General features: G+C 50.9%; 11 protein-coding genes. 3 read left to right on the top strand and 8 right to left on the bottom strand.

What is annotated here, in order from left to right; all coding sequences use genetic code 11:
- Nucleotides 1–5 precede the first annotated feature (5 nt).
- The 6 genes from D5067_RS10120 to oppA all read right to left on the bottom strand — a co-directional run bounded on the left by D5067_RS10120 (nt 6) and on the right by oppA (nt 6473).
- Nucleotides 6–875, bottom strand: coding sequence for an ion transporter (locus D5067_RS10120; RefSeq protein WP_210433806.1), 870 nt, complete (start codon nt 873–875; stop codon nt 6–8).
- Between the two features lie 14 nt (nt 876–889).
- Nucleotides 890–1894: a murein tripeptide/oligopeptide ABC transporter ATP-binding protein OppF gene (gene oppF / locus D5067_RS10115; RefSeq protein WP_119937700.1), complete on the bottom strand. Its 1005-nt coding sequence runs from the start codon at nt 1892–1894 to the stop codon at nt 890–892.
- Nucleotides 1891–2904 carry an ABC transporter ATP-binding protein gene (locus D5067_RS10110; protein ID WP_119937699.1) on the bottom strand — a complete coding sequence of 338 codons (1014 nt, stop codon included), beginning with the start codon at nt 2902–2904 and terminating at the stop codon, nt 1891–1893. Before D5067_RS10110 ends, oppF begins: the two co-directional genes overlap by 4 nt.
- A gap of 11 nt (nt 2905–2915) precedes the next feature.
- Nucleotides 2916–3824, bottom strand: coding sequence for an oligopeptide ABC transporter permease OppC (gene oppC / locus D5067_RS10105; protein WP_047348245.1), 909 nt, complete (start codon nt 3822–3824; stop codon nt 2916–2918).
- Between the two features lie 12 nt (nt 3825–3836).
- On the bottom strand, nt 3837–4757 hold the full coding sequence (gene oppB / locus D5067_RS10100; protein WP_119937698.1) for an oligopeptide ABC transporter permease OppB: 921 nt from the start codon (nt 4755–4757) through the stop codon (nt 3837–3839).
- Between the two features lie 84 nt (nt 4758–4841).
- A complete protein-coding gene (gene oppA / locus D5067_RS10095) occupies nt 4842–6473 on the bottom strand; it encodes an oligopeptide ABC transporter substrate-binding protein OppA (RefSeq protein ID WP_119937697.1) in 1632 nt (543 codons plus the stop codon).
- A gap of 227 nt (nt 6474–6700) precedes the next feature.
- Between oppA and D5067_RS10090 the strand changes: the two genes are divergently transcribed.
- On the top strand, nt 6701–7051 hold the full coding sequence (locus tag D5067_RS10090; protein WP_119937696.1) for a hypothetical protein: 351 nt from the start codon (nt 6701–6703) through the stop codon (nt 7049–7051).
- Nucleotides 7052–7246: 195 nt separating this feature from the next.
- Here D5067_RS10090 and D5067_RS10085 read toward each other — a convergent pair whose 3' ends face one another.
- Entirely contained in the window at nt 7247–7894 is a 648-nt protein-coding gene (locus tag D5067_RS10085; protein ID WP_119937695.1) for a YchE family NAAT transporter, read from the bottom strand.
- 479 nt (nt 7895–8373) lie between these two features.
- Here D5067_RS10085 and adhE point away from each other — a divergent pair, with 479 nt between their 5' ends.
- Nucleotides 8374–11052 carry a bifunctional acetaldehyde-CoA/alcohol dehydrogenase gene (gene adhE / locus D5067_RS10080; protein ID WP_119937694.1) on the top strand — a complete coding sequence of 893 codons (2679 nt, stop codon included), beginning with the start codon at nt 8374–8376 and terminating at the stop codon, nt 11050–11052.
- Between the two features lie 74 nt (nt 11053–11126).
- Here the strand turns inward: adhE and tdk are convergent, their stop codons facing one another.
- Nucleotides 11127–11741: a thymidine kinase gene (gene tdk / locus D5067_RS10075; RefSeq protein ID WP_119937693.1), complete on the bottom strand. Its 615-nt coding sequence runs from the start codon at nt 11739–11741 to the stop codon at nt 11127–11129.
- Between the two features lie 551 nt (nt 11742–12292).
- Here tdk and hns point away from each other — a divergent pair.
- Nucleotides 12293–12706 (top strand): histone-like nucleoid-structuring protein H-NS, encoded by a 414-nt coding sequence (hns, locus tag D5067_RS10070; RefSeq protein WP_119937692.1) that lies wholly within the window; start codon nt 12293–12295, stop codon nt 12704–12706.
- Nucleotides 12707–12755: the final 49 nt, after the last annotated feature.

The following is a 12755-nucleotide window of genomic DNA, read 5'->3' as shown; positions in this document are numbered from 1 at the left end:
TTTATTTAATCCGGTAATTCACTTCCGCAGCGGTTACAAAACCTCGCGCTATGCTCATGTTCCCCCTGCCGACAGTTCGGACATTTACGCTGCTGCTTTCGGCTCTGAAAGGCACTGCTCATATGGGTAGTAATTAACCCCGTAGGGATAGCAATCACCGAATAACCAATCAGAATCAATACCGATGCCACAATGCGCCCAAGCGGCGTATGGGGCGTGATATCGCCGTAGCCTACTGTCGTGACCGTCACGATGGCCCAGTAAACGGACGCATTCAGCGTTGAAAAACCGTATTTCGGCCCCTCTATCAGGTACATCAGCGCGCCGAAAACCACCATCACAATGGCGATGAACGAGTAGAAAAGGATCAGCTGATGACGGGCGCTGACTATAGCGCTCCAGAATACCCGCAGCGAGGGCATGAATCGCAGCAGTTTGAGAATACGCAGCACGCGAATAACGCGCATTGCCCGCCAGGCAAAAACATAACTCAGGCTGATTTCCGGCCATAGCCACATGACGTATAGCGGCAGGATAGTGGCTAAATCAATTAGCCCCCAAAAGCTGAAGACATATTTCGCCGGATTCGGCCAGCTGACAACCCTCAGCACGTATTCTAGAGTAAAGACCAGGGTGACAAACAGCTCCAGCCAGACAAAGACGTGCCATTCATCAAACGTCAGATGGTACTGCGTCCCGGCTCCCGACTCGACGAAGATGATAATCACGCTCAGCAGCGCGAATAACCCGCAAACCCCTTCGAAGCGACGCCCGGAGACCGTTTTTGGATCGAATAAAATGTGATAAAGCCGCTGACGGGCCGACGTAAACAATCGCGACACCTTAACCTCGCAAAAAAATAGGGCTGACATCATGTCAGCCCTTGCGATTATAACGGGTCTACTTTCAGGCAGGAAACCGCATGGCGGAAACTGCCTTCCAGAACCGGCCGCGTTTGCGCGCATTCTGGCCCGGCCATCGGGCATCGCGTGCGGAATACGCAGCCCGAAGGCGGATTTATCGGCGAAGGCAATTCACCCTCCAGAAGCTGGATAGTTTTATTCTTTTCCAGATCCGGGTCCGGGACCGGAACCGCAGACATCAGCGCTTTGGTGTAAGGATGTAGCGGATTGTGATACACCTCATCGTAGGTGCCCAGCTCTACCGCATGGCCAAGGTACATCACCAGCACGCGGTCAGAGATGTGCTTCACCACCGCCAGGTCGTGCGCGATGAAGATTAACGACAGCCCCATTTCGCGCTGCAGTTTTTGCAGCAGGTTGACCACCTGCGCCTGAATTGACACGTCCAGCGCGGAAACCGGTTCATCACAGATGATCAGCTTCGGCTCCAGGATCAGCGCGCGCGCAATACCGATACGCTGGCACTGGCCGCCGGAGAACTCGTGAGGGTAGCGGTTGATGAGGTTGGGTAAAAGCCCCACTTTCATCATCATTGCCTTTACGCGGTCCCGCACTTCCTGACGCGCCATTTTAGGATGATAGGTGCGCAGCGGCTCGGCAATAATCTCGCCGATGGTCATACGCGGGTTCAGGGACGCCAGCGGATCCTGGAAAATCATCTGAATATCGCTGCGTACTGCTCGCCATTCGTCCTGTTTCATACCCAGCAGGTCTTTGCCGAGCCAGGCCACTTTACCGTCGGTCGCTTTCACCAGGCCGATAATCGCACGGGCAAACGTCGACTTACCGCAGCCAGACTCGCCTACTACGCCCAGGGTTTCACCTTCGTACAGGCGAAGCGTGACGCCATCGACCGCTTTAAGGGTTTTAGCCGGCTGCCAGAACCACTGTTTGCCGTCTTTAATGTCGAAATGTACTTTCAGATCGGCGATTTCAAGCAGCACATTTCTTTTTTGATCGAGTGCGTTCATACCAGCTCCTCATACGGCTTAAAGCAGGCGCGCAGGCGGCCTGGTGCAAACGCCTCCAGCGGCGGAGCGCTATTGCAGATTTCCATCGCATGTGGACAGCGTGGCTGGAACGGACAGCCTTTTGGCAAACGCAGCAGGTTCGGCGGGTTACCCGGGATCGTCAGAAGAGATTCCCCTTCGGCATCCAGACGCGGTACGGCATTCAGCAGACCAATGGAATACGGGTGGGCAGGCTGATAGAACACATCGCGCGCCTGACCATATTCCATGGTGCGTCCGGCATACATCACCAGCACTTTGTCACAGATGCCTGCAACCACGCCCAGGTCGTGGGTGATCATGATTATCGCCGTATTGAATTCACGCTTAAGCTCATTCAACAGCGTCATGATCTGCGCCTGGACCGTCACGTCCAGCGCGGTCGTCGGTTCATCAGCAATCAGCAGCTTTGGCCTGCAGAGCAGCGCCATCGCAATCATTACGCGCTGGCGCATACCGCCGGAGAACTCGTGCGGATACATGCGCATGCGCTTACGCGCTTCCGGCATTTTTACCGCATCCAGCATTTTAACGGACTCTTCAAAGGCTTCAGCCTTGCCCAGCCCTTTATGCAGCATCAGCACTTCCATCAGCTGTTCGCCCACACGCATGTACGGGTTCAGCGACGTCATCGGATCCTGGAAGATCATCGAGATTTGCTCGGCGCGCAGTTTGTTCAGCTCGTTCTCGGGCAGGTTGAGGATTTCACGACCGTTAAATGTCGCAGACCCTCCGATAACACCGTTAGACGCCAGCAGCCCCATCAGCGCGAACGCCGTTTGCGATTTCCCGGAGCCAGATTCCCCTACGATCCCCAGCGTTTCGCCTGCGCGCAGGTTAAAATTGAGATCGTTAACGGCGGTCACATCCCCGTCTGGCGTTTTGAACGTTACGCGGAGGTCTTTAACGTCCAGCAGAAGCGAGCTCTGCTGCTGCGCCTGTGGCGCTGTGGCCGTTTCAATAATTGTCATGACGGCGCTCCTTAACGGTCTTTCGGGTCGAGGGCATCACGCAGGCCATCGCCGATAAAGTTGAAACAAAACAGGGTCACAACCAGGAAACCCGCCGGGTATAGCAGCAGCCACGGTGACACTTCCATGGAGTTTGCGCCATCACTCAGCAGCGCGCCCCAGCTGCTCAGCGGCTCTTGCGTGCCAAGGCCTAAGAAGCTCAGGAAAGATTCAAACAGGATCATGCTTGGTACCAGCAGTGAGGCATACACCACGACCACGCCCAGCACGTTAGGGACAATATGGCGAACCACGATATTGCCGGTGGAAACACCCCCAACCTGTGCGGCTTCGATGAACTCTTTGCGTTTAAGGCTCAGCGTCTGGCCACGTACGATACGCGCCATATCCAGCCAGGACACCATCCCGATGGCCACGAAGATCAGCAGGATGTTCTGACCAAAGAAGGTCACCAGCAGGATCACGAAAAACATGAACGGGAAGGAGTTCAGGATCTCCAGCAGACGCATCATCACCGAGTCCACTTTTCCGCCTAAATAGCCGGAAAGCGAGCCGTAAAGCGTGCCGAGGATCACGGCCACCAGCGCGGCGGCAATTCCGACCATCAACGAGATACGGCCACCAATCGCCACGCGGACCAGCAGGTCACGTCCCGAGGAATCGGTACCAAAATAGTGACCGGACTCCATATCTGGCGCGCTGGACATCATGCCCCAGTCGGTATCGAAATAGGTGAATTGTGACAGCATCGGCGCCAGGGTCACAAACAGTGCAATGATCACCAGAACAACCAGGCTGGCGACGGCGGCACGGTTATGCATAAAACGACGACGGGCGTCCTGCCAGAGGCTGCGACCTTCTACTTCCAGTTTTTCACTGAAGTTTTCCAGCGCCTCGCTGTTTTTCTTACTCAACATCATGGCGTGCTCCAGTTAGTAACGGATTTTCGGGTCGATAACGGCATACAGCACATCGACAACGGCATTAAAGAGAATAGTCAGCGCACCCACGAGGATCGTGAGGCTCAGCACCAGCGAATAGTCACGGTTAAGCGCACCGTTAACAAACAGCTGACCAATACCCGGCAGGCCATAGATGGTTTCAATAACCATTGAACCCGTAATAATACCGACGAAAGCAGGCCCCATGTATGAGAGCACAGGCAGCAGTGCAGGCTTGAGCGCATGGCGGAAAATGATCCGACGCATCGGCAGCCCTTTTGCGCGCGCGGTGCGGATGAAGTTAGAGTGCAGCACTTCAATCATCGAACCACGGGTGATACGCGCGATGCTGGCAATGTACGCCAGTGATAATGCCACCATCGGCAAAATCATGAACTTCAGCGCCCCCCCGTTCCAGCCGCCTCCGGGCAGCCATTTAAGGGTAATGGCAAATATCATGACCAGTAACGGCGCGACAACGAAACTGGGGATGACGACCCCGGTCATTGCGACCCCCATTACGGCGTAATCCCATTTGGTATTTTGTTTTAGCGCGGCGATAACGCCCGCTGTGACCCCGAGAACAACGGCCAGGATAAATGCAGCAGCACCTAATTTTGCCGATACCGGGAAGCTTGATGCTACCAGGTCGTTAACGGAATAGTCTTTATATTTGAATGACGGTCCGAAATCACCGTGCGCCAGCTGCTTCAGATAATTGAAGTACTGCGTGGAGATAGGATCGTTTAAATGATATTTCGCTTCAATGTTGGCCATGACTTCTGGCGGCAACGTACGTTCACCGGTAAATGGACTTCCCGGTGCAAGACGCATCATAAAGAAGGAAATCGTAATTAGAATAAATAGCGTTGGAATCGCTTCAAGACAGCGACGTAGGATAAATTTCAACATTGCCCGTACCTTCTGGCGTGTGCCTATATTATGTGACGTTGGTTAGACACCGTGGGGCGAGCAACCTCGCCCCACTCATTGCCATTAATGCTTGATAATATACAAGTTTTTAACGTAGATATTATCCATCGGGTCTTTACCGGTATAACCACCCACCCACGGTTTCACCAGACGGGCGTTAACGTAGTAGTAAACCGGAACGATCGCGGAATCTTTATCCAGCTGCTGCTCAGCTTTGGAGTACAGCTCAGTACGCTGCGCTTCGTCAGTCGCTTTCAGCGTGTCGCCAATCAGCTTGTCAAACGCCGGGCTCTTATAGTGCGCGGTGTTGTTTGAGCTGTCGCTCAGCATGGTGTTCAGGAAGGAAGTCGGTTCGTTGTAATCCGCACACCAGCCCGCACGCGCCACATCAAAGGTGCCCTGATGGCGGCTGTCCAGGAAGGTTTTCCACTCCTGGTTTTCCAACTTAACGTTCGCACCCAGGTTCTTTTTCCAGATCGAGGAGACGGCAATAGCCAGCTTCTTGTGCAGATCGGACGTGTTGTAAAGCAGGCTGAAGGTCAGCGGCTTGTCAGCGGTATAACCCGCTTCGGCCAGCAGCTTTTTCGCTTCTGCGTTACGCTGTTCCTGCGTCATTTTGAACCACTCTGGCTCGGTCAGTTTCGCGCCATCGGTGTACGGAGGAGTGTAGCTATAGGCAGGCAGGTCACCCTGGTTCTTCACTTTATTCACGATGATATCGCGATCCAGTGCCAGCTTCAGTGCAGTACGCACGCGCACGTCGGTGAACGGCGCTTTCTGGTTGTTGATTTCGTAATAGTAAGTACACAGGTACGGATCAACGTGTACTTCTTTAGGGATCTCTTTTTTCAGCTTCTGGAACAGTTCAATCGGCATGTTGTTGTAGGTCATGTCGATTTCACCGCTGCGGTAGCGGTTAACGTCAGTCACTTCAGAGGCGATTGGCAGGTAGGTCACCTGGTTAATCACGGTTTTTGCGTTGTCCCAGTACTGGGTATTACGCTCGAGATCGATACGTTCGTTAACCACCCATGCTTTCAGCTTATACGCACCGTTGGTAACGATATTGGCAGGCTGGGTCCATTTCTCGCCAAATTTCTCCACGGCCGCTTTCGGAACCGGAGATACGGACGGGTGTACTAACAGCTTATAGAAGTACGGAACGGGTTCGCTCAACGTCACTTCAAAGGTATTAGCGTCGATGGCTTTTACGCCCAGGTCGGTAACAGGTTTTTTGCCGGTAATGATGTCATCGATATTGGCAATGTGACCGTACTGCAGATAGCTCGCGTAGGGAGAGGCGGTATTTGGATTCGCCAGGCGCTGCCAGCTATACACGAAATCTTCGGCGGTGACCGGAGTACCGTCGGACCATTTTGCATCTTTACGCAGATGGAAGGTCCAGACTTTGAAATCTTTATTTTCCCATTTTTCTGCCACACCCGGAGCCGGGTGGCCGTCTACGTCGGTGACCAGCAGGCCTTCGAACAGGTCGCGGTTGACGTTAGACTCGGGAACACCTTCAATTTTGTGCGGGTCAAGTGACTGAACTTCCGCACCGTTGTTACGTACCAGCGTTTGTTTCTCAGCCAGTTGGACACCTGCAGGAACGTCCGCAGCCATTGCAGCGTTTCCCGCGATTAGCGCAGTTAAAATCCCCGCCGCTACCAAACTTTTTTTTGTGATGATGGACATTGTGTTGATACTCCACTCATTATAATTACTGGCCTTCGCCAGCTGTGTAATCCCCTGTTGGGGCCTGTACAGCGCAGGAGTTTTTTTTGCTGCTGTCAGGTTCTTTTTTTACTTCTTGCTATCACCGACTTTCTTTATTACTGACCGCTCGTATGGCCGTCTTGCGTCGATTCATAACACCTCTACCCTGTCCGTGAGGTGCGCTGGATACGTGAGAAGAGGACTATATGAAAATAATTCTCATCTACTTGTTTAACGGTGCAAAATATAAGGCCGGAAAGTACCAAATGGCGTCAACTCTCGCCAATACATTTTGCAAATTTGTTAAGCAATTCTCTTTTACGGTGATTACCGTTTCTTCGGGGGCAGCCCTGCCAGACATCAAACACCAGGGAATCGCCCTGTTATTCAATACGATAGAGGGAATTCCCTCTATGAGCGCGTCGCTGCGCTATCATCGAATGGTTTTGTACGAAAATTTAACAACTGGTTATTATTTAGCACATTCCTCTAAGGGAGCGTTGAAATTACTAATATCATTTCGGTTATCGCTCAGCAAGCCCCAGAGTATCATGTGAGTAAAATAACAGAGCGTTCGAAGGATTTCTGCGCAGGCGGAAGGGTGCGGAATAATTAACTCATTGAAATATCAGTAAAGACTATTATTAGTAGAATTTATTATGGCATGTGCCCATTTCAACTTTATTTATATGATTTGCTGATAATCACGTAAAAAAAACGGAGCCGCTGGCTCCGTTCTTTCACATGAAGGATTAGTGCAGTAATCCGGGGAAAATGCTCTTCAGGCCGGTAACGATAAATTCAATACCGAGCGCCATTAACAGCAGACCCATGATACGCGTAATGACGTTAATGCCGGTCTGCCCCAGCAACCTTACCAGCCAGGGTGCTATGCGGAATACGCCCCAGCAGCAGAGTGCAAAAAGTGCGATGGCGATGGAGAAACCAATAAGATGCATCAGGCTGTGGTAGCGCGTCCCCCACACGATAGTCGAACTGATTGCCCCCGGGCCAGCCATAAGCGGTAATGCCAACGGCACGACGCCAATACTTTCCCGGACCGCCGTTTCTGATTTTTCCTGCTTGTTTTGTTTATCTTCTCCCAGCTTGCCGCTGATCATCGACATTGCGATGGTAACCACCAGAATCCCGCCGGCTATACGAAATGAGTCAATAGAGATGCCAAAAACCTGAAGTATTCCGTCGCCGAGGAAAAGCGAGGTCAGCAAAATGATGGCAACAGACATGTTGGCCGTCAGGTTAGTTTTGTTTCTGGCCGCTGCCGTCTGGTAGCTGGTCATACTAATGAAGACAGGAATGATCCCTACCGGGTTGACCAGCGCAAACAGGCCAATAAAAAACTTAAAATATGTAGGGAAATCAAAAAGCGTTTGAATCACATGTAGCTCCGCGAATGAGCAGGGTCAGGGACAGTTATTTCATTAAGGTAAATCCGCGCAGAAGATACGCTTTTTATCAGCACACTTCACCAGAAATCTGTGGCAAATTGGTATCAATTCATCATGTTAAATATTTGTATAATCAATGATAGCGCCACTTCCAATAGTTACGTAATTAATTAACAGTGGAAAATTAATGGCAAAATAACCCTGCTGAAAGGTATCAGCTTAGGGGAAAATTGACGTAGATCATGATTTTCGTACTCAGAAGTGAGTAATCTTGATTACACCCTGGAGGAGGAACCTATCAAAAAAGGATGATGCTTAAGTAAGGCTCTTTTAGTAAATTAGTGCGCAGGAGCGGTAAGTAACCCGTTGTTTTATTGTGTGTTACGCAAGTACTAGTGGCTCTGACTATACTGATTCTCGTATCGAGCGCTGGTTTACTAATAGAGTTTAAACATTATCAGGAGAGCATTATGGCTGTTACTAATATCGCTGAACTGAACGCACTCGTCGAGCGCGTGAAAAAGGCCCAGCGTGAATATGCCAATTTCACTCAAGAACAGGTTGATAAAATCTTCCGCGCCGCCGCTCTGGCTGCTGCAGATGCTCGAATCCCTCTCGCTAAAATGGCCGTTGCTGAATCCGGCATGGGTATCGTTGAAGATAAAGTGATCAAAAACCACTTCGCTTCTGAGTATATCTACAACGCCTATAAAGATGAGAAAACCTGTGGCGTGCTGTCTGAAGACGACACTTTCGGTACCATCACTATTGCTGAACCTATCGGCATCATCTGCGGTATCGTGCCAACCACCAACCCAACGTCTACTGCCATCTTCAAATCGCTCATCAGCCTGAAGACCCGTAACGCCATCATCTTCTCCCCGCACCCACGTGCGAAAGACGCTACCAACAAAGCAGCAGATATCGTTCTGCAGGCTGCAATCGCCGCTGGTGCGCCAAAAGATTTGATCGGCTGGATCGACCAACCTTCCGTTGAACTGTCCAACGCGCTTATGCACCACCCGGACATTAACCTGATCCTCGCGACCGGTGGTCCTGGTATGGTTAAAGCTGCATACAGCTCCGGTAAACCAGCCATCGGTGTAGGCGCAGGTAACACCCCTGTTGTTATCGATGAAACTGCAGATATCAAACGCGCAGTTGCCTCTGTACTGATGTCTAAAACCTTCGACAACGGCGTTATCTGTGCGTCCGAGCAGTCTGTTGTGGTTGTTGACTCCGTATACGATGCCGTTCGTGAACGTTTCGCCAGCCACGGCGGCTACCTGCTGCAGGGTAAAGAGCTGAAAGCCGTTCAGGACATCATCCTGAAAAATGGCGCGCTGAACGCTGCTATCGTAGGTCAGCCAGCATACAAAATTGCTGAACTCGCTGGTTTCACCGTACCTGCAACGACCAAAATCCTGATCGGTGAAGTCAACATTGTTGACGAAAGCGAACCGTTTGCTCACGAAAAACTGTCTCCAACGCTGGCAATGTACCGTGCGAAAGATTTCGACGACGCGGTACAAAAAGCGGAGAAACTGGTAGCCATGGGCGGTATCGGTCACACCTCTTGCCTGTATACCGACCAGGATAACCAGCCAGAACGCGTCGCGCACTTCGGTCAGATGATGAAAACGGCCCGTATCCTGATCAACACCCCGGCATCTCAGGGTGGTATCGGTGACCTGTACAACTTTAAACTCGCACCTTCCCTGACTCTGGGTTGTGGTTCCTGGGGTGGTAACTCCATCTCTGAAAACGTTGGTCCTAAGCATCTGATCAACAAGAAAACCGTTGCTAAGCGAGCTGAAAACATGTTGTGGCATAAACTTCCTAAGTCTATCTACTTCCGCCGTGGCTCTCTGCCAATCGCGCTGGATGAAGTGATTACTGATGGCCACAAACGTGCGCTCATCGTGACTGACCGTTTCCTGTTCAACAACGGTTACGCAGACCAGATCACCTCTGTGCTGAAAGCCTCTGGCGTTGAAACTGAAGTCTTCTTTGAAGTTGAAGCAGACCCAACCCTGAGCGTTGTTCGTAAAGGTGCTGAACTGGCAAACTCCTTCAAACCAGATGTGATTATCGCACTGGGTGGCGGTTCCCCAATGGACGCCGCGAAAATCATGTGGGTCATGTATGAGCATCCGGAAACCCACTTCGAAGAGCTGGCGCTGCGCTTTATGGATATCCGTAAACGTATCTACAAGTTCCCGAAAATGGGCGTGAAAGCGAAAATGATCGCCGTCACCACCACTTCCGGTACCGGTTCAGAAGTGACGCCGTTTGCGGTTGTAACTGATGATGCAACAGGTCAGAAATACCCGCTGGCTGACTACGCGCTGACGCCGGATATGGCTATCGTTGATGCCAACCTGGTGATGGACATGCCGAAATCACTGTGTGCATTCGGTGGTCTGGATGCGGTGACTCACGCCCTGGAAGCTTATGTTTCCGTACTGGCTTCTGAGTTCTCTGACGGTCAGGCGCTGCAGGCTCTTAAACTGCTGAAAGAAAACCTGCCAGCGTCTTACAACGAAGGGTCTAAAAACCCGGTTGCGCGTGAGCGTGTACACAGTGCTGCAACCATCGCCGGTATCGCGTTTGCGAACGCCTTCCTGGGTGTTTGTCACTCAATGGCGCACAAGCTGGGTTCTCAGTTCCACATTCCTCACGGTCTGGCGAACGCCCTGTTGATCAGCAACGTTATCCGTTATAACGCCAACGACAACCCAACCAAGCAGACTGCATTCAGCCAGTATGACCGCCCACAAGCGCGTCGTCGTTATGCAGAAATCGCTGACCACCTGGGTCTGAGCGCACCGGGCGACCGTACTGCTGCGAAGATTGAGAAGCTGCTGGCATGGCTGGACAGCATCAAAGCTGAACTGGGTATTCCTAAATCTATCCGTGAAGCAGGCGTTCAGGAAGCTGACTTCCTCGCTCACGTGGATAAGCTGTCTGAAGATGCCTTCGATGACCAGTGTACCGGTGCGAACCCGCGCTACCCGCTGATCTCCGAGCTGAAACAGATCCTGCTGGATACCTACTACGGTCGCGAGTTTAGCGAAGGCGGCGTTGCTGCAGCAAAGATTGAAGTACCCGTCGTGAAAGCTGACAAGAAAGCGAAGAAAAGCGCTTAACTGACAGCCAAATAAAAAACCCGCCAGTGGCGGGTTTTTTTATGCCTGTTCATCAGGGCCATTAGCTTTGAGCATTACTTCCGGTTATCAGTCTGAATAGCCGTCAGCGAGCCGACAGCAAGTGCCTCTTTATAATGCTTGCGGCAGACAGAGACATAGCGTTCATTGCCCCCTATCACCACCTGCTCGCCATCGGCGTAGGGTTTACCCGACTGATCGAGACGAAGCACCATACTGGCTTTACGGCCGCAAAAACAGATGGTTTTAAGTTCAACAAGCTTATCTGACCACGCGAGTAAGTACTGGCTGCCTGGAAATAGCTCGCCACGGAAGTCTGTACGCAGACCATAGCAAAGAACGGGTATATCAAGCTCGTCAACGACCTCAGAAAGCGCATGAACCTGTTCACGCGTCAGAAACTGGCTTTCGTCTACTAACACACAGTGGATGGGCTTCAACGCATGCTCGGCACGGATATCTTCCAGCAGGTCAGTTGTCGGGTTATACAGCCGCGCTGGCGACGAGAGCCCTATTCTCGAACTTACCTTCCCTGCACCAAACCGATCGTCGATTTCTGCAGTGTATACAAGGCTGCGCATGCCTCGTTCCTGATAATTGTATGAGGATTGCAGTAACGCCGTCGATTTCCCTGCATTCATTGCCGAATAGTAGAAATAAAGTTGTGCCATTGGCCGAAGAACCCTAATCAATGTGTAATATTCCCGATGAATCATTGTACCATATTTTGTCTTGCCATCAGCGATACACCGCACAGACTATGCGGCCTGGTATGCTATAAGCCATCGGGAGATAGAGAAAATAATCCGTTAAAACAGAGAGTAACCCTTCACTACGCGGTGAATAACCAAACTGGCCAGCCAAACTTAACACTTCTTTTTATACTGGTATCGGCAATCATTAAAATTCACTATTTATTAACTATTTTTGCTCTGGTCGCCCGCTCACCGGGTAATACAAAAGGCTGATATTTATCAGGCGCAACTATAATTCCTGGGGGAAATGTCACAAAAACAAACATGCGTTGCGCAGGCTTTTGCCGTTTGAGGTGATATCTTACTGGCCAGACAAGCATCGAAATTTAAGTTAGCGTAATTAATAATAGTCGCGATTATTTAGTATTTTTTGAATTCCTTACATTCCCAGCTATTGCACATCTGAATTTATCGCTCTATTATTAGGACAACAAACCACCCCCCATTATAAGTTTGAGATTACTACAATGAGCGAAGCACTTAAAATTCTGAACAACATCCGTACTCTTCGTGCGCAGGCAAGAGAATGTACCCTTGAAACGCTTGAAGAAATGCTGGAAAAATTAGAAGTTGTAGTTAATGAGCGTCGTGAAGAAGAAAGCGCTGCTGCTGCTGAAATCGAAGAACGCACTCGTAAACTGCAGCAATACCGTGAAATGCTGATTGCAGATGGTATCGATCCAAACGAATTGCTGAACAGCATGGCTGCTGCTAAAACCGGCACCAAAGCAAAACGCGCTGCGCGTCCGGCTAAATATAGCTATATCGATGAGAATGGCGAAGAGAAAACCTGGACCGGCCAGGGCCGTACTCCTGCTGTTATCAAAAAAGCGATGGATGAAGAAGGTAAACAGCTGGATGACTTCCTGATTAAGGATTAATCTGGATACATTCTGAAAAATCCCGCTAAATGCGGGATTTTTTATGTCC

The sequence above is a fragment of the Enterobacter huaxiensis genome (assembly GCF_003594935.2).
Classification (GTDB): domain Bacteria; phylum Pseudomonadota; class Gammaproteobacteria; order Enterobacterales; family Enterobacteriaceae; genus Enterobacter; species Enterobacter huaxiensis.
Note: the sequence above shows the minus strand (reverse complement) of the source record. Positions and strands in the feature narration are given on the sequence as shown.

What these genes read in the sequence shown, in the direction of transcription:
- D5067_RS10120 (WP_210433806.1), bottom strand. Translation starts at nt 875, where the DNA reads ATGATGTCAGCCCTATTTTTTTGCGAGGTTAAGGTGTCGCGATTGTTT.
- adhE (WP_119937694.1), top strand. Translation starts at nt 8,374, where the DNA reads ATGGCTGTTACTAATATCGCTGAACTGAACGCACTCGTCGAGCGCGTG.
- oppA (WP_119937697.1), bottom strand. Translation starts at nt 6,473, where the DNA reads ATGTCCATCATCACAAAAAAAAGTTTGGTAGCGGCGGGGATTTTAACT.
- oppC (WP_047348245.1), bottom strand. Translation starts at nt 3,824, where the DNA reads ATGATGTTGAGTAAGAAAAACAGCGAGGCGCTGGAAAACTTCAGTGAA.
- hns (WP_119937692.1), top strand. Translation starts at nt 12,293, where the DNA reads ATGAGCGAAGCACTTAAAATTCTGAACAACATCCGTACTCTTCGTGCG.
- oppF (WP_119937700.1), bottom strand. Translation starts at nt 1,894, where the DNA reads ATGAACGCACTCGATCAAAAAAGAAATGTGCTGCTTGAAATCGCCGAT.
- D5067_RS10090 (WP_119937696.1), top strand. Translation starts at nt 6,701, where the DNA reads ATGAAAATAATTCTCATCTACTTGTTTAACGGTGCAAAATATAAGGCC.
- oppB (WP_119937698.1), bottom strand. Translation starts at nt 4,757, where the DNA reads ATGTTGAAATTTATCCTACGTCGCTGTCTTGAAGCGATTCCAACGCTA.
- tdk (WP_119937693.1), bottom strand. Translation starts at nt 11,741, where the DNA reads ATGGCACAACTTTATTTCTACTATTCGGCAATGAATGCAGGGAAATCG.
- D5067_RS10110 (WP_119937699.1), bottom strand. Translation starts at nt 2,904, where the DNA reads ATGACAATTATTGAAACGGCCACAGCGCCACAGGCGCAGCAGCAGAGC.